This window comes from Vescimonas coprocola (assembly GCF_018408575.1).
Taxonomy (GTDB): Bacteria; Bacillota; Clostridia; order Oscillospirales; family Oscillospiraceae; genus Vescimonas; species Vescimonas coprocola.
The window spans coordinates 515398-530514 of sequence record NZ_AP023418.1 but is presented as its reverse complement, the minus strand read 5'-3'; the positions used below and the strand labels follow the sequence as shown (position 1 = coordinate 530514).

Annotated in this window: 14 protein-coding genes; 1 reads left to right on the top strand and 13 read right to left on the bottom strand. The window is 62.2% G+C overall.

All coding sequences use genetic code 11. The features are described 5' to 3' along the window. Nucleotides 1–267: 267 nt before the first annotated feature. The 7 genes from KJS28_RS02670 to KJS28_RS02640 form a co-directional block, all read right to left on the bottom strand. Nucleotides 268–1059, bottom strand: a complete 792-nt coding sequence (locus KJS28_RS02670) for an SDR family oxidoreductase (protein ID WP_213541619.1) — start codon at nt 1057–1059, stop codon at nt 268–270. Continuing rightward, nucleotides 1052–2239, bottom strand: a complete 1188-nt coding sequence (locus tag KJS28_RS02665; protein ID WP_213541618.1) for an aminotransferase class I/II-fold pyridoxal phosphate-dependent enzyme — start codon at nt 2237–2239, stop codon at nt 1052–1054. Before KJS28_RS02665 ends, KJS28_RS02670 begins: the two co-directional genes overlap by 8 nt. Before the next feature lie 628 nt (nt 2240–2867). Beyond that, on the bottom strand, nt 2868–3452 hold the full coding sequence (locus KJS28_RS02660; RefSeq protein ID WP_213541617.1) for an indolepyruvate oxidoreductase subunit beta: 585 nt from the start codon (nt 3450–3452) through the stop codon (nt 2868–2870). Next, the gene (iorA, locus tag KJS28_RS02655) at nt 3452–5224 is read right to left on the bottom strand and encodes an indolepyruvate ferredoxin oxidoreductase subunit alpha (protein ID WP_213541616.1); all 1773 of its coding nucleotides are present in this window, start codon (nt 5222–5224) and stop codon (nt 3452–3454) included. The genes KJS28_RS02660 and iorA overlap by 1 nt, the downstream gene beginning before the upstream one ends. 56 nt (nt 5225–5280) lie before the next feature. Continuing rightward, entirely contained in the window at nt 5281–6336 is a 1056-nt protein-coding gene (gene buk / locus KJS28_RS02650) for a butyrate kinase (RefSeq protein WP_213541615.1), read from the bottom strand. 189 nt (nt 6337–6525) lie between these two features. Beyond that, nucleotides 6526–6975, bottom strand: a complete 450-nt coding sequence (locus tag KJS28_RS02645; RefSeq protein WP_213541614.1) for a GNAT family N-acetyltransferase — start codon at nt 6973–6975, stop codon at nt 6526–6528. Beyond that, nucleotides 6972–7574, bottom strand: a complete 603-nt coding sequence (locus KJS28_RS02640; RefSeq protein ID WP_213541613.1) for a TetR/AcrR family transcriptional regulator — start codon at nt 7572–7574, stop codon at nt 6972–6974. The genes KJS28_RS02645 and KJS28_RS02640 overlap by 4 nt, the downstream gene beginning before the upstream one ends. 122 nt (nt 7575–7696) lie before the next feature. On the opposite strand from KJS28_RS02640, the gene KJS28_RS02635 reads away from it, so the two are divergent. Next, nucleotides 7697–8530 (top strand): TrmH family RNA methyltransferase, encoded by an 834-nt coding sequence (locus KJS28_RS02635; protein ID WP_213541612.1) that lies wholly within the window; start codon nt 7697–7699, stop codon nt 8528–8530. 71 nt (nt 8531–8601) lie between these two features. On the opposite strand, the gene KJS28_RS02630 is transcribed toward KJS28_RS02635, so the two are convergent. The 6 genes from KJS28_RS02630 to ftsW form a co-directional block, all read right to left on the bottom strand. Beyond that, nucleotides 8602–9111 (bottom strand): hypothetical protein, encoded by a 510-nt coding sequence (locus KJS28_RS02630; protein ID WP_213541611.1) that lies wholly within the window; start codon nt 9109–9111, stop codon nt 8602–8604. 224 nt (nt 9112–9335) lie between these two features. After that, entirely contained in the window at nt 9336–10481 is a 1146-nt protein-coding gene (gene ftsZ / locus KJS28_RS02625; protein WP_021858003.1) for a cell division protein FtsZ, read from the bottom strand. A gap of 136 nt (nt 10482–10617) precedes the next feature. Then, nucleotides 10618–11370, bottom strand: coding sequence for a cell division protein FtsQ/DivIB (locus tag KJS28_RS02620; RefSeq protein WP_213541610.1), 753 nt, complete (start codon nt 11368–11370; stop codon nt 10618–10620). Nucleotides 11371–11383: 13 nt separating this feature from the next. After that, nucleotides 11384–12640: a UDP-N-acetylglucosamine 1-carboxyvinyltransferase gene (gene murA, locus KJS28_RS02615; RefSeq protein ID WP_213541609.1), complete on the bottom strand. Its 1257-nt coding sequence runs from the start codon at nt 12638–12640 to the stop codon at nt 11384–11386. A gap of 57 nt (nt 12641–12697) precedes the next feature. Beyond that, on the bottom strand, nt 12698–13816 hold the full coding sequence (gene murG, locus KJS28_RS02610) for an undecaprenyldiphospho-muramoylpentapeptide beta-N-acetylglucosaminyltransferase (protein ID WP_213541608.1): 1119 nt from the start codon (nt 13814–13816) through the stop codon (nt 12698–12700). 11 nt (nt 13817–13827) lie between these two features. Then, nucleotides 13828–15105, bottom strand: a complete 1278-nt coding sequence (ftsW, locus tag KJS28_RS02605) for a putative lipid II flippase FtsW (RefSeq protein WP_228298424.1) — start codon at nt 15103–15105, stop codon at nt 13828–13830. Between the last annotated feature and the right edge of the window lie 12 nt (nt 15106–15117).

Here is a 15117-nt window from a genome sequence, read left to right as displayed (position 1 = left end):
GGCGTTTGAGACTGTCGAAAAAAACTCCGGGTTTTTCCGACAAAAGGCTTGCAGTCTGCTGTGCGCATAATTTGTGTGCCATAGGCGCACAAATTCCACACTTGCAGCCTGAGAAGTATTTTCTCTCACGCATCTATCGTGAGAGAAAATGATTTCCATTCTTTGCCGCCTGCGGGCGGCAAACTCTGCGAGGCTTTTTTGACACACTGAAACGCCCCGTCGGCCATGCCGATGGGGCGTTTCCTTATAGGGAAATACAAAGCCTGCTTACTTCCCGTAGATCACGCCGATGAGCCAGTTCAGGAACCGGTAGGGCAAAATGCGGGTCAGCAGGGCCAAAAACTGATAGTCAAAGCGGATGGTGTAAATGGGCTTTACCCGCCGCTTCATGGCCACCTTAGCGATGAAGGCCCCCGCCTTGGACGGATCCATGCCCGTCTGCTCGTCGTGCTCCATCCGGGCCACGGAGCGGCTGATGCGGCCGCCGTACACGTCGTCGCCGTCGATGGTCTTTTCCCGTGCGGCGGTGAAGCCCGTGTGGATATCCCCCGGCTGCACGGCGCACACCGTGACGCCGTAGGGCCGCAGCTCGTTGGCCAGCGCCATGGTGTAGCTGTTCACCGCCGCCTTGGCAGCGGAGTAGTAGGCCTGAAACGGGATGGGAGCCGCCGCCGCCACGGAACTGAGGTTCACGATGCGCCCGGCGCCCGCCTGCCGCATATGGGGGATCACCGCCCGGTTCACGTTGACCATGCCGAAGAAATCTGCGTCAAAAAGCCGCTTGGCATCCTCCGTCTTGGTGAACTCGATGGCCCCGCTGATGCCGAAGCCGGCGTTGTTCACCACCACATCGATGTGGCCCTCCTGCCGCAGCACCTCCCCGATGGCGGCATCCACCAGCTCCTCACGGGTGATGTCCGCCACCAGATGGTGCAGGCCCTCTACGCCCTGCGCCCGGCGGCTCAGCTCATATACCGTATAGCCCGCCGCCTTCAGCGCCAGAGCCGTCTGCTTTCCGATACCGGAGGTTCCTCCGGTGACAACCGCTACCTTACTCATGCTTTACCAGCACCTCCGCCATAATGTCCATGGCCTCATCCAGCAGGGCCTCCGTGTGGGTGGCCATGTAGCTGGTCCGCAGCAGGGCCTCTCCCTCCGGCGTAGCCGGGGGCAGGGTGGGGTTGACGTACACGCCCCGGTCGTAGATCTCCTTGGCCACCTCCAGCGTGTGATACGTCTCGTAGGTGTAGATGGGGATGATGGGCGTGGGGGCGTTCAGGGCCGACTCCCGGATCTTCATTCCCCGGTCCGTCATGCCCTTCCGGGCGTACAGGCTCAGGCTCCGCAGCCGGTCCACCAGCTCCGGGTGCTGCTCCAGATGTCGCAGGGCCGCCAGTGCCGTGGCGCAGTTGGCCGGCGGGATGGACGCCGAGAAGATGAATGGCCGGGAGGCGTGGCGCACATACTCCGCCACCTCCTCCGAGGCCGCCATGTAGCCGCCCAGCGATGCCAGCGACTTGGAGAAGGTACCCATGTACACATCCACCTGATCCTCCAGCCCGAAGTAGCTGGCGGTGCCTCGGCCGCCCTCGCCCAGCACGCCCAGTCCGTGGGCATCGTCCACCATGACCCGTGCGCCGTACTGCTTGGCCAGCGCACAAATTTCCGGCAGCTTGGCGATGTCGCCGCCCATGGAGAATACGCCGTCGGTGACGATGAGGGCGCCGTTCTGCTCCGGCACCCGCTGCAGCTGCTTCTCCAGATCCGCCATATCGCTGTGGCGGTAGCGCAGCATCTTGCCGTAGCTCATCTGGCACCCGGCGTAGATGGAAGCGTGGTTCTCCCGGTCGCAGATCACATAGTCGTGCCGCCCCACCAGTGCGCTGATGATACCCACGTTGGACTGGAACCCTGTGCCGAAGGTGACGATGCCGGGCTTACGCAGAAACTTCCCCAATTCCTCCTCCAACTCCAGATGCATCTGGAGGGTGCCGTTGAGGAACCGGGAACCGCTGCACCCGGTGCCGTACTGCTCCAGGGCATGGATGCCCGCCTCCACCACATCCGGGGCCGTGGTCAGACCCAGATAGTTGTTGGAACCCAGCATGATGCGGCGCCGACCCTCCATCATCACCTCCACATCCTGCCGGGACTGGAGGGCGTGGAAATAGGGATACACCCCCGCCGCCTTCAATTCCTTCGCCAGAGACGGCTCATAGCATTTCTGAAAAATATCCATAGCTCTCTCCTGTTATGTAATATAAAATATTAGTTATTTTCGTTTTGCAAGCCATATTATGTGGCTTTTTGTTGCAATAAATATTATATAGTGTTGTGAAAAATTTGTCAACCCCCATCACCTTCGTCGGCTACGGCAGGGGTACTTTCTCCCACCGTCCGGCGTGTCCAAACAGGACGTTTTACCCTCTGTCCAGCCGTACAGATCCGTCCGGAAAAATGTCCACCGGACGTCCACCTCGACCTTTGAAAGCGTCCCATGTCCGGTGGGCCTTGAAAACCGCCATGGCACAAAACGAGATCGGCAGAGCTGCGATGTGTGAAATAGAGTATCAAAAAAGCAAAAAGGTAGGCGTCGGTCAGAAAACCATAGAAATAAAAATGGCATCGGCAAAATGCCGTGCTGCAAAACCGAAGTACCCAAAAACAGTGCCATGAAAAAGCAGGGCATCGGCAGAAATGCCGATGCCCTGCTTTCCAAAAATCTTTTGCGTAAAATTCCGCTGCCGCAAAGCTTATTTGCCCAGAAAGTTCTTTGCCAAAAACCATTCGGCAACCGATCCCATCGTGCGGATCCGGTAAGATTTCTTCGGTCAGAGCCGCCTGCCCGGAGTGGTTGGTCCGTTTGTTCAGCGCTGCTGCGCCGCCTGACGGCCCGCCCGGAAGGCCCGGAGGTTCAGCTCCCGCACCTTCTCCGGCACGGTGTCCGCCACCACCTGCTCCCAGTCGATCTGGGGGCTGCCCAGACTGTCACACATAGCCCCGAAGAGCACCACGTTCATGCACTTGGGGTTGCCCAGCCCCAGCGCCATGTCGCTGGCCGGCACGGCAATGGTGCGGAACACCTTTGCCATGGCCTCCACGCAGCCCTCCGGGTAGGTCTCCGCCCCGGAGGCAATGGTGGTGGACTTGATGGCGTAGTCGTTGATGACCGCCACGCCGCCGGGCTTCAAGAACTCGGCATAGCGTACGGCTTCCATCTTCTCCAGCGCCACCAGAATGTCCGCCTCGCCCTTGCCGAACACGGGGCCGTACACCTTGTCGCCCCAGCGCACCTGCGTCGAGACGCTGCCGCCCCGCTGGGCCATGCCGTGTACCTCGCTCTGCTTCACGTCGAAGCCCGCCTGCATGAAGCCGTTGGCCATGATCTTGGAGATCAGGATGGCCCCCTGACCGCCCACGCCCACCAGCAGCGCACTTTTCACACCAGACATCACACTTCCTCCTTTACGATGGCACCGAAGGGGCAGACCTGAGCGCAGACGGTGCAGCCCACGCACTGGGTACGGTCGATGACCGCCTTGCCCTCCTCCATGGAGACGGCGGGGCAGCCCACCTTCAGGCAGCTGCGGCAGCTGCGGCACTTATCCGGCTCCACATGGCACATTCCCTTTTGGAACCTATCCCGCTTGATGAGCAGGCAGGGCCTCCGGGTGACGATGGCGGGATGCTCGCCCCGCTCCAGCGCCGCCACGGCCCGGTCTACCGTCTCCTTCATAGCCGTCAGGTCCTGCGGGTCCACCGTCAGCACCGGGGCAAAGCCCATGGCCGTGAAAATTTTCTCCACGCTGAGCATGGGGGCCTCGTCCCCCAGCAGGGTATAGCCCGTGCCGGGGTTATCCTGATGGCCGGTCATGCCGGTGATGCGGTTATCCAGCACGCAGGGGATCATGCGGCCGTTGTTGTAGATGATCTCCGCAGCGCCGGTCATGCCGCTGTGGAAGAAGGTGGAGTCGCCCATGACGCCGAAGATGGTCTTATCGGTGACGCCCTCCCGCTCAAAGCTCTTGGCAATACCCATGCCGGCGGAGAAGCCTGCGCCCATGCACACCACGGAATCCATGCAGTTCAGCGGGGCGGCGCTGCCCAGCGTATAGCAGCCGATGTCGCCGGTGACGACATAGTTTTTGTTCTTGGACAGGGTATAGAAGAAGCCACGGTGGGGACATCCCGGGCAAAGGGCCGGAGGACGGCTGGCCGGGGTCACATCGGTCTTGCGGAAATCTGCTTTCTCTCCCAGCACCCGCTCCCGCAGCAGCTGGGTATTCAGCTCGTACAGAAGGCCCGTCAGTTCCTTGCCCACACAGGGGATGCCGGCGGCCTTGATCTGATCCTCCATAAAGGGTTCCAGCTCCTCGATGACATAGAGCTTTTCCACACGGGAGGCAAAGTCCCGGATCAGATCCATGGGCAGGGGGAAGGTCAGGCCCAGCTTCAGGAAGGACGTCCCCTCCGGGAACACCTCCTTGGCGTACTCATAGGCCACGGAGGCCGTGATGACGCCCACCTTGCCGTCGCCCATCTCCCTCTTGTTCAGACCGTTTTCCAGCGCACGGGTGCAGCCGTACTCCTCCAGCCGCCGCAGCCGCTCCTCCACCAGCGGGTGGTTGGCGTAAGCGTGGGCGGGGGTGCAGACGAACTTGCGGACGTTGCGCCGGTAGGGCGGCGCCGTATGCTCCCGGCGCTCCCCCCACTGCACCAGCCCCTTGGAGTGGCAGACCTGCGTGGTGGTGCGGTACAGCACCGGGGTATCGAACTCCTCCGACAGCTGGCAGGCCAAGGCCACAAAGTCCTTGCACTCCTGCGGGTCGCTGGGCTCCACCATGGCGATCTTGGCCGCCCGTGCATAGTGGCGGTTGTCCTGCTCATTCTGGGAGGAGTGACAGCTGGGATCGTCCGCCGTCACCACCACGAAGCCGCCGCCTACGCCCATATAGCCGGCGGTGAACAGGGGATCCGCCGCTACGTTCAGGCCCACCATTTTCATGGTGCAGAAGGAGCGGGACCCGGCAATGGAGGCCCCGTAGGCCACCTCCACCGCCACCTTCTCGTTGGGCGCCCACTCGCAGTAGACGTCTTTTTGATAGGGGGGCAGGTTCTCTAAAATCTCTGTACTGGGGGTGCCGGGATAGGCGGAGCATATCTTGATGCCTGCCTCATACACGCCTCTGGCCGTGGCCTCGTTGCCGCTCATGAGATGCTTCATATGATTTTTCACCTTTCTGTTCCGGTTGGTATCAACATGACTATGCCGGGATGTATTTAATATGTTTCCGCCTGCGCCTCACCGTGGAGCACCCGCAGGGCGCCCTCCGCCAGCGCCCGCATCTCCTCCTCGCCGGGAAACCGCAGGACGGGGGCCAGCCGCCCCACATAGGCGGTGATATCGTCACAGAAAAACTGCTCATAGGCCATGCCACCGGTGTAGACGATGGCATCCACCTCGAAATGCAGCAGCGCCGCCATGGCGCCGATGTCCTTGGCCAGCTGGTACACCAGCGCCCGGTAGGCCGCCGTGAACCGCTCGTCTCCGGACACCACCCTGGCGCAGATCTCCCGGAAGTCCGTGGTACCCACATAGGACAGCATCCCGGAGCGGCGGCCCAGCGTCCGCTTGACCTCCTCCCGGCTGCGCCCGGCATAACAGTAGTCGATGAGCTGATTCACCGGCAGGCCGCCGCCACGGTCCATGCCCATGGCCCCCTCATCCTTGACGTTGAACACGTCCACCACACGGCCATGGTCATGGGCCGCCACGGACACGCCACCGCCCAAATGGCAGACGATGAGCCGAGCCTCCTCGTAGGACTTGCCCAGCTGGCGGGCCGCCTTGCGGCCCACGGACTTCTGGTTCAGGGCGTGGAACTGGCTCAGCCGCCGGAACTCCGCAAAGCCGGAAACATGGGCCACCTCCGTCATCTCGTCCACGCACACCGGGTCCACGAAAAAGGCCGGGATACCGACCAGATCACCAATGCGCCGGGCCAGATATGCCCCCAGATTGGAGGGATGCTCGCCGTAGGGGGCCTGCTCCACATCCTGCATCACCCGGTCGCTGACGGCGTAGGTGCCGGAGGGGATAGGGCGGTACAGGCCGCCACGGCCGCACACGGCATCGAAATCCTCCAAGCGGAAGCCCCCCTCCGCCACCGCCTCCAGCACCGCCCGCTGACGGAGCTCCGCCTGATCGATGACCCGGTCGAAGCCCTCCAGCTCCTGAGCCGTGTGGATGATGCTCTTCTTCAGCAGCTCCCGTTCCTCCTCAAACACCGCCACCTTGGTGGAGGTGGCGCCGGGATTGATGACCAGTACCTTCATCCGTTCCCCCTCTCCCGGTGATGTCTTTCACCGAATTACTTAATGAATGATTTTATTATGGCAGTCTGCCGCCGGTTTGTCAATGTCCGGCGGGGAATTTTCCAAAACCCGTCAAAGCCCACAAAATTCTCCGCCGGAAGCTGGTGGAAACGCAGAAAAGAGGAGCCGGATGGCTCCTCTCTGGGATTTTTATTCGTTGGGCGGCAGACGGTATACCTCCAGTCCGCCGGTGCGGCCCACATAGGCAAAGCCCTTTTTCTCAGCGATGTACCGGGTGACGGTCTGCTCCGGGACGCACTCGATGACCGCCGTCTTTCCCGCTCGGTGGGCCAGTTCCACCAGCCGGTCCGTCAGCCGGGAGGCATAGCCCTTCCCCCAGCAGTCCGGGGAGAGCACCCAGCCCAGCTCCATGCTGTCCGGGTCATAGGCGTGGTAGATGACGTAGCCCAGCAGACGGCCGTCCTCCTCCGTGCCATACACAAGGGGCGGCTCCGCAAGCCCCGCCTCCCGGAGGAACTGCTCCGTTTGAAGGCGGTCGTAAGGCGGCTCCAGATAGCGCATCACCTGCCGGTCGGACAGAATCCTATACAGCGCTTCGGCGTCCGATGGCCGCAGCCTGCGGATGGTCAGGTCTTTCATCCCCGCATCCCCTCCAGCAGATGCTCCGCCATGCGGCGGCCCCGCTGGGCCAGTGGAAAACCTCCCTCATAGATACGCCACTCAAACAGCATCCCTCGGTGCAGCGTCACCAGCTCCTCCACCACCTCCGCCGTGATCAGCTCCTGCCGGATGCTGCCCTCCCGGCGGCACAGATCCACCAGCTCACCCAGCAGGCGGTAGTATACCCGCTTCTCGCTGCCCTTCAGTACGCCCTGCTCCGGGTAGCGCAGCCCGTGGATGAAGGCCTTGTACAACACCTCGTCCCCCACGCTGATCTCCAACGACCGGCCCACGAAGTCCAGCAGCTTCTCTCGGCCGGAGCGATCGGTGTCCGCCAGATACGCCTGCTCCAGCACCTGATACGCCTCGTCCACGTGCTGGGTCAGCTGGATGGCCAGTTCGTCCTTGCTTTTGAAGTAGTGATAGATATTGCCCACGGAGCAGCCGGCGGCCTGTGCGATCTCCTCCACGGAGACGTTTTCAAAGCCCTCCCGGTCAAACAGATCCAGCGCCGTCTCCTGGATCCGACGGCGCATCTCCATGGCCTGCCTCTTTCGTGCGGTGATCCTCTCTGCCATCGCACCTTCCCCTGTATTGTAAATTCTGCATGTATCATACCGTTTTGACGGCGGAAAGTCAATATCCCGTTGACGCAGCGGCCTTTGACGGCTACAATAGAGAAAAAACGCAGGAGGCAGCCATGGCCCACATCATCTCCATCACCGATTTCGACACCCCGGAGCTGGACGTCTACGCCCGTCTGACGGAAAACCAGCTGGTCAACCGGGCAGACCCCGCAAACGCCCTCTTTATCGCAGAAAGCCCGCTGGTCATCGGGCGGGCGCTGGAGAGCGGCTGTGTGCCGGTGTCCTTTCTCATGGAGCCACGGCACCTGACGTCTCAGGCCCTGCCCCTGCTGGAGCGCTGCCCGGAGGACATCCCCGTCTACACCGCTGCGCCGGAGGTGCTGACCCGGCTGACGGGCTTCCATCTGACCCGTGGGATGCTGTGTGCCATGCGCCGCCCGGCCCTGCCCACGGTGGAGGAGGTGTGCGCCAACGCCCGGCGCATCGCCGTGCTGGAGAATGTCATGAATCCCACCAACATCGGGGCTATCTTCCGCTGCGCCGCTGCGCTGGGGATGGATGCGGTGCTGCTCACCGCCGCTGGGAGCGATCCCCTGTACCGGCGGGCTTCCCGTGTCAGTATGGGCAATGTGTTTCTCGTTCCATGGACGTATCTGCCGGAGGAGGCTCCGTGGCCGGAGCGGCTGCGGCGGCTGGGCTTCCAGACGGTGGCCATGGCCCTGCGGGAGGACTCGCTGCTTCTGAACGACCCCCGGCTCATGGCGGCGGAGAAGCTGGCGGTGGTGCTGGGGACCGAAGGGGACGGTCTGTCCGACGGTACCATCGCCGCCTGCGACTACACGGTCCGCATCCCCATGACCCACGGAGTGGACTCCCTGAACGTGGCCGCCGCCAGCGCCGTGGCCTTTTACCAGTTGGGGCTGATGAGCGGCGGCGCTCCGACATAACGAAAATTGCTTGCTGCACTCTGCAAAAACCAGCCCCATCGTATGGATACGATGGGGCTGGTTTTTATTTCTTAATCCGCCGGGGTGATTCGCTTCGTGCGGAAGTAAACGATCATGGGGATGAGAGTCAGTACCAGACACGGCAGCCAAATCAGCAGGGTCGTGGCCGGAGGCCCACCGAAATAGTGCAGCGGCATTTCATCCCGGTAGGCGGTGAGTCCGCCGTGAGCCACCAGTTCATAGACGGAAATCAGAAGGATGATACCGTTAAAAATGCAAAGATCCCGCAGCTTTGTCCGGCGCTCCACGGCACTTTTCCACCAAACATGGATGACCATCAGCAAGGCAATGAGTGCAGCCACCATGGCAAGGGTTTCGGCAATCCCCATCAGATGATTCGACAGGAAAAACTGATGGAAAAATTCCTCATTCCGTTCCATCTGCGTGTTGGCCGCCTCATAATGAAGATTGCCGCCAGCGTAAGCCCCTGCACCGCAGAGATGGATGAACAGCAGCACATTGCAAATCAGGCAGATGACCGCCGGCACCGTAAAACGATCCTTTTTAGAAATCTCAGACAAATCGTCATCTCCTTTCCATTCCACGGATGGATGGCTACTGACAATTTCAATATATCAAGCCCCTCATCATTTGTCAATATAGTGCAATTACTTTGTATAATATATGCAATATGTCAATTAAGAATTCGTTGCCTTGCCAAAATCCGAAGCAATCAGCTTGTGGGAGTTCTCTCCATGAGAAAGCATAAAAAGGACCGCAGAGCTTTCTGCGGTCCTTTTTAACATCAGAACTTATCGCCACGGCTGAAGATCTTCAAAATCTCGTCGAAGGAACGGTCCACATCGCTCTCCTCTGCCTTCTCGCCCTCGGCCTCGTCCAGAGGCTGGGGGGCGGCGGCGGGGGCAGCGGCATCATCCTGCGTAGGCTGCTGCGTATCGGCAGCGGCGGGGGCAGCAGGGGCCTCCTGCTGGTCATTGCTCTCGAAGCCGGTGGCGATGACGGTGACACGGATCTCGTCGTCCAGCTCCTCGTCGAAGGTGGCGCCGAAGATGGTCAGGGCATCGGGATGCACCGCCTGCTGCACCAGCGTGGCGGCCTGCTCCACCTCCTCCAGACCGATGTCCATGGAGCCGGTGACGTTGATGAGGACGCCCTTGGCGCCGTTGATGGAGGTCTCCAGCAGGGGGCTGGAGATGGCCATGCGGGCGGCCTCCTCGGCCTTGCCCTTGCCGGCGGCACGGCCCACGCCCATATGGGCAAGGCCGGCATCCTTCATGACGGCGGTGACGTCGGCAAAGTCCAGATTGATAAATCCGGTGTCCCGGATCAGGTCGGAGATGCTCTGCACCGCCTGGCGCAGCACGTCGTCGGCAATTTCAAAGGCGTTGCGGAAGGTGATCTTCTGATCGGTGGCGTACTTCAGCCGCTCGTTGGGGATGATGACCAGAGAGTCCACCTTGCCGCGAAGCTGCTCAATGCCAGCCTCCGCCGCACGCATCCGCTTCTGGCCCTCGAAGCCGAAGGGCTTGGTGACCACGCCCACCGTCAGGACGCCCTGCTCCCGTGCGATCTCCGCCACCACGGGGGCTGCGCCGGTGCCGGTGCCGCCGCCCATACCGGCGGTGATGAACACCATGTCGGTGTCCTCCAGCGCCTTGGACAGTTGGGTGCGGCTCTCCTCGGCGGCCTTCTGACCCACCTCCGGATTGGCGCCTGCGCCCTGTCCGTGGGTGAGCTTCTCACCGATCTGGAGCTTATATCCGGCGCTGGAGGTATTCAGCGCCTGCTTATCCGTATTGACGGCGATGAAATCCACGCCTTTTACGCCGGAGCGCACCATGCGGTTGACCACATTATTGCCGCCGCCGCCGACGCCCACCACCTTGATACTTACCACGTTCTCCGGTCCTGTTTCAAACCCAAAAGCCATGACGCTTCCTCCTGCCGTAATTTGTATGTCAAAGACACGTTTTCTGTCCGTATACCCAAGATACAGTATTTTGTTTATTGTATTACGGTTTACCTGTCCCGTCAAGTGTTCCGACGGGATTTCCCGAAAAAATCCCTTATCCGGGAATAAACCGGGCGCTGCCCTCGGCATCCCAGCGGATGGTGCCGGTCTCGTTTTCCTCCAGCTTCTCCAGCACCGCCGCCAGATATCTCAGGCGGTAGGCGAAATCATCCTCCCGGTCCAGATACACGTCCAGCCGGTCCTGATACCGCAGGACGATGCCGCTCTCCTCGAAGCGGATCTCTCCGATCTGGGCGGTCATGCCCTTGGAGCGCAGCTGGCGCAGCAGCTCCAGCAGCCGGGCAAGATCCCCGGACTGCTCCTCCGGCACCGCCGCAAGGCTCCCCACCTGCGGGTCTGTCAGGGACAGGCCCACGACCATAGGGCAGCCGTTTGGGGCCTCAGCGGGGGAATCCACCAGCTTGCCCTCCGGGCTGATAAGCCAGCAATGGCCGTCCTGTTGAATGCCCGCCGGGTCGCTGCACTCCACGATGTCGATACACAGGGTCCCCGGCAGCTTGCGGCTCAGCCGCACCGACTCTACATAGGGCAGAGCCTCGGTGATCCTGGCCGCCGCATCGTACTTATTCAGCAGAAAGAGATTATCCCCCTCCGAGACGCCGCTGGCGGCCAAAATCGTCTCACGGGAGTAGCGGTCATTGCCGCTGACAGAGATGGTATCCACCTTGAAAAACAGCACCAACGCTCCCACGATGGCGGCACAGATCAGCACGAAGCACAGCAACCGATAGAGGAAGGCAAACCTTCCCCGCCTGCGCCGTCTGTTTCTTCTGCTGCGTCTGGCCATAAGTGCTCTCCTTTTATCGTTCCTCCTGACGGATGTCGGCACCCAGCTGCGCCAGCTCCCCCGTCAGGTCTTCATATCCTCGTTGAATGTGCTCCACGCCGGTGACAGCGGTCTCGCCCTCCGCCTGAAGGGCCGCCAGCACCAGCGATGCGCCGCCCCGCAGCTCCTTGGCCCGGACAGCGGCTCCGTGGAGCCGGTCTACGCCGCATACCACGGCCACCCGACCCTCCAGTCGGATATCCGCTCCCATCCGCACCATCTCCGGCACATGGCGGTAGCGGCTGTCGAAGATGTTCTCCACAAAGACGGTGGCTCCCTCCGATCGCAGCAGCGACGCCATCAGCACCGCCTGTGCGTCCGTGGGAAAGCCGGGATACGGAGCCGTGCGGATGGGGCCTGCGCTTTGCAGCCGCCGGGGAGCCTGCAGGCGGATGGAGGTCTCGCCGCAGGTGAGGCGGCATCCCGCCTGACGCAGCATCGTGGCAACGGCGGAGAGGTGACGGTAGTCCACGCCCTCCAGCCGGATATCGCCGCCGGTGCCGGCGGCGGCCGCCAGATAGGTAGCGGCCACAATGCGGTCCGCCACCACCGTATGTACGCAGCCATGGAGGGGTGCGCCGCCCTCCACCACCACGGTGGAGCTGCCCGCCCCCTGCACATGGGCGCCCATTTTCTGCAAAAAGGTCTGCAAATCCACGATCTCCGGCTCACGGGCGGCGTTGGCGATGACGGTAGTTCCCTCTGCACCGCAGGCCGCCAGCATGGCGTTCTCCGTGGCTCCCACGCTGGGGAGACTCAGCACGATCTCCGTGCCGGTAAGGCGCTCCCGGCGGCAGGCCAGCCGTCCGCCGGTCTCCTGAATGGCCGCCCCCATGCTCCGCAGCGCCGCAAGGTGCAGATCAATGGGCCGGGCTCCCAACTCACAGCCGCCGGGATAGGTCATTTCCGCCTGTCCGCAGCGGGCAAGAATGGCTCCCAGAAACACCACCGACGAGCGCATCCGGCTCATGAGGTGATCCGGTACATCCCAACGGGTCAGGTCTGCGGCGTCCACCAGCAGGTCTCTGCCCTGCCAGTCCGCACGGCAGCCCAGATGCCGCAGGATCTCCATGGCCGTCTCCACGTCCCGCAGACGGGGACAGTGCCGGATGCGGCACACCTCCCCGCTCAAAAGGGTGGCTGCCAGAATGGGCAGCACGCTGTTTTTGGCCCCCTGCACCGTCAGGCTGCCAGAGAGGGGCCGCCCGCCCCGGATGATGATCGCACTCATATGCCCCCGCCTTTCTTAGCGTTTTCGCCATCCTATGCAGGGGGACAATGTGTGGTGTTACTTCCGCAGGGCCATGACGGTCCGATAGATGCGTTCCGTGGCGTCGGGGATGCCCAGCTCCGCCATGCCGGCGCTCATGCTGCGGCGCAGCTCCGGGGAGCGGAGGATCTCTCCGGCGGCCCGGTAGAGGGCTTCGCCGGTGGCATCCTTCTCCAGAATGACCTGTGCGCCGCCGTGCTTTTCCAGGATCCGGGCATTCTTCTCCTGATGGTTGTTGGTGACGTAGGGGGAGGGGACGATCACCGCCGGGACTGCCAGCGCCGTCAGCTCGCTGACGGTGGAGGCTCCCGCCCGGCAGATCACCAGATCCGCCGCACGCATGACATCCGCCATGTCGTAGATATACTCCCGGACATCCAGTCCCGGTGTCTTCGTCAGCTGCTCTGCCTCCAGCGTCTGGCGCATGGTATCCCAACTGCCCTTGCCGGCGGCGTGGATGTGGTGAAAGGGCATTCCGTCCCTCGCCTCCAAGCGGAAGAAGTCCAGCATATGCTCGTTCATGAATCGTGCGCCGAGACTGCCCCAGAAGGAGACGGCCAGCGGCCGGTCATCGGTAAGCCCCAGCTTCTGCCGGGCCTGCTCCCTGGTCTGGCGGAAGAAGTCGCCCCGCACCGGTGTGCCGGTGACCACGATCTTCTCCGGGTGCTTATAGTGCTGGCGGCACTCCTCGAAGCCCACCATGATGCACCCGGCATAGCCCTCCAGCATTTTAGTGGTAAGGCCGGGGACCATATTGGACTCGTGGACTGCCGTGGGGATGCCCTCCTTGGCGGCGTATTTCACCATGGGATAGCTGGCGTAGCCGCCGGTCCCCACCACCAGATCGGGTCGGAAGTCCCGGAGGATGGCACGGGCTCTGGAGCCGGCCAGCGCCAGATTTTTAAGGCTTTTCACGTTGTGGGCGATGCCCGACGGAGACAGGGACCGCTGAAAGCTGGAGACCTCGATGGAGCGGAAGTCGTATCCCGCCTTTTCGATGAGCCCCCGTTCCATACCACGGGGCGTTCCCACGAACAGCACCCGCAGATCCGGATGCCGCTCCTGCATATAGCCCGCCAGCGCCAGCGCCGGGTTCACATGGCCCGCCGTGCCGCCGCAGGTAAAGATCACGTTCATATAGCTTCCTCCTAACCGTTGCGGGGCGCCGGGATCTGGCGGGATACGCTGAGCACGATGCCCATTTCAAATAATTGCAGCGCCAGCGCCGTGCCGCCGTAGCTGAAAAACGGCAATGAGATACCGGTGGCGGGAATCAGTCCCGTGACCACCGCAATGTTCAAAAAGGTCTGTAGACTGATGAGGGTCATGATGCCCACCACCATCAGGGTGCCGAAGCGGTCCTTGGCGTGGAGGGCGATCCAGAAGCCACGGAGGATCAGCAGCACAAACAGCAGCATCACCACGCAGGCCCCGATGAGACCCAGCTCCTCGCACACCACCGCAAAGATGCAGTCATTGTGCTCCTCCGGCAGATAGAGGAACTTCTGTCGGCTCTTGCCCAGCCCCACGCCCAGCAGGCCGCCGGAGCCGATGGCGATGAGGCTCTGGCTGATCTGCCAGCCGTCGCCGTGGAACCACGCCTCGTTGAAGGGGTCACGCCAAGTATCGATACGGCCCTTACCGTATTGAATGATGCCCTTTTCCACCAGCTGCACATACAGCACCGCCACGATGCCCACGCCGCCCAGACCAGCGGCCACCAGCCAGCGCTGGATGCCGCCCACGATCATCATGACGATGCCCGTCCCCACGATGAGGATGGTGCCGGACAGGTGAGGCTCCAGCATCATCAGAATGGCGATCAGTCCCAGCACCGCCAGATACGGCACGATGCCGTAGCGCCAGGTCTCCATTTTCCGTTTTTTCTTGGAGATGCTGTCGGCAAAGTAGACCACCACCGCCAGCTTGGCGATCTCGGAGGGCTGGAAGGAGAAACCCTCCGTCCCCAGCCAGCGGGTGGCGTTGTTATTGGTGATGGCCAGAGGGTTCTTCGGCACGATCACCAGCACCAGCAGGAAGACGGCAAAGCCCAGCAGCAGCTTGGAGGCCCCTCGCAGCCGCTGGTAGTTGATGCGGGACATGACCACCATGGCAAACAGCCCCAGCACCGCAAAGATCAGCTGGCGTTTGAAGTAGTATGCCCCGTCGCCGGTCTCATAATAGGCCGATGGAAAGCTGGCGGAAAACACCATCACCAGCCCCACGCCGGTGAGCAGCAGCGTCAGAAGCAGGAAGGGAAGATCCATGGGTCCCATGAGGGACTGGCGCTCCATCTGGGTGGTGCGCTGCCGGTGGTCCCGGCTGATGCGTATCTGCTCCCGGCGCTCCGCCTCCTCTCTCTGGCGGCGGCGCTGGGCCTCCCGGCGGCGTCTGTCGTCGTCGGGGCGGCGTACCGTATTGGGCATAGGGATCCCTCC

Coding starts and splice junctions, on each gene's coding strand:
- KJS28_RS02665 (WP_213541618.1), bottom strand. CDS start 2,239: ATGGATATTTTTCAGAAATGCTATGAGCCGTCTCTGGCGAAGGAATTG.
- iorA (WP_213541616.1), bottom strand. CDS start 5,224: ATGAAGCATCTCATGAGCGGCAACGAGGCCACGGCCAGAGGCGTGTAT.
- KJS28_RS02670 (WP_213541619.1), bottom strand. CDS start 1,059: ATGAGTAAGGTAGCGGTTGTCACCGGAGGAACCTCCGGTATCGGAAAG.
- ftsW (WP_228298424.1), bottom strand. CDS start 15,105: ATGCCCAATACGGTACGCCGCCCCGACGACGACAGACGCCGCCGGGAG.
- buk (WP_213541615.1), bottom strand. CDS start 6,336: ATGAAGGTACTGGTCATCAATCCCGGCGCCACCTCCACCAAGGTGGCG.
- ftsZ (WP_021858003.1), bottom strand. CDS start 10,481: ATGGCTTTTGGGTTTGAAACAGGACCGGAGAACGTGGTAAGTATCAAG.
- KJS28_RS02645 (WP_213541614.1), bottom strand. CDS start 6,975: ATGAAAGACCTGACCATCCGCAGGCTGCGGCCATCGGACGCCGAAGCG.
- KJS28_RS02635 (WP_213541612.1), top strand. CDS start 7,697: ATGGCCCACATCATCTCCATCACCGATTTCGACACCCCGGAGCTGGAC.
- murG (WP_213541608.1), bottom strand. CDS start 13,816: ATGAACGTGATCTTTACCTGCGGCGGCACGGCGGGCCATGTGAACCCG.
- KJS28_RS02660 (WP_213541617.1), bottom strand. CDS start 3,452: ATGTCTGGTGTGAAAAGTGCGCTGCTGGTGGGCGTGGGCGGTCAGGGG.
- KJS28_RS02620 (WP_213541610.1), bottom strand. CDS start 11,370: ATGGCCAGACGCAGCAGAAGAAACAGACGGCGCAGGCGGGGAAGGTTT.
- murA (WP_213541609.1), bottom strand. CDS start 12,640: ATGAGTGCGATCATCATCCGGGGCGGGCGGCCCCTCTCTGGCAGCCTG.
- KJS28_RS02640 (WP_213541613.1), bottom strand. CDS start 7,574: ATGGCAGAGAGGATCACCGCACGAAAGAGGCAGGCCATGGAGATGCGC.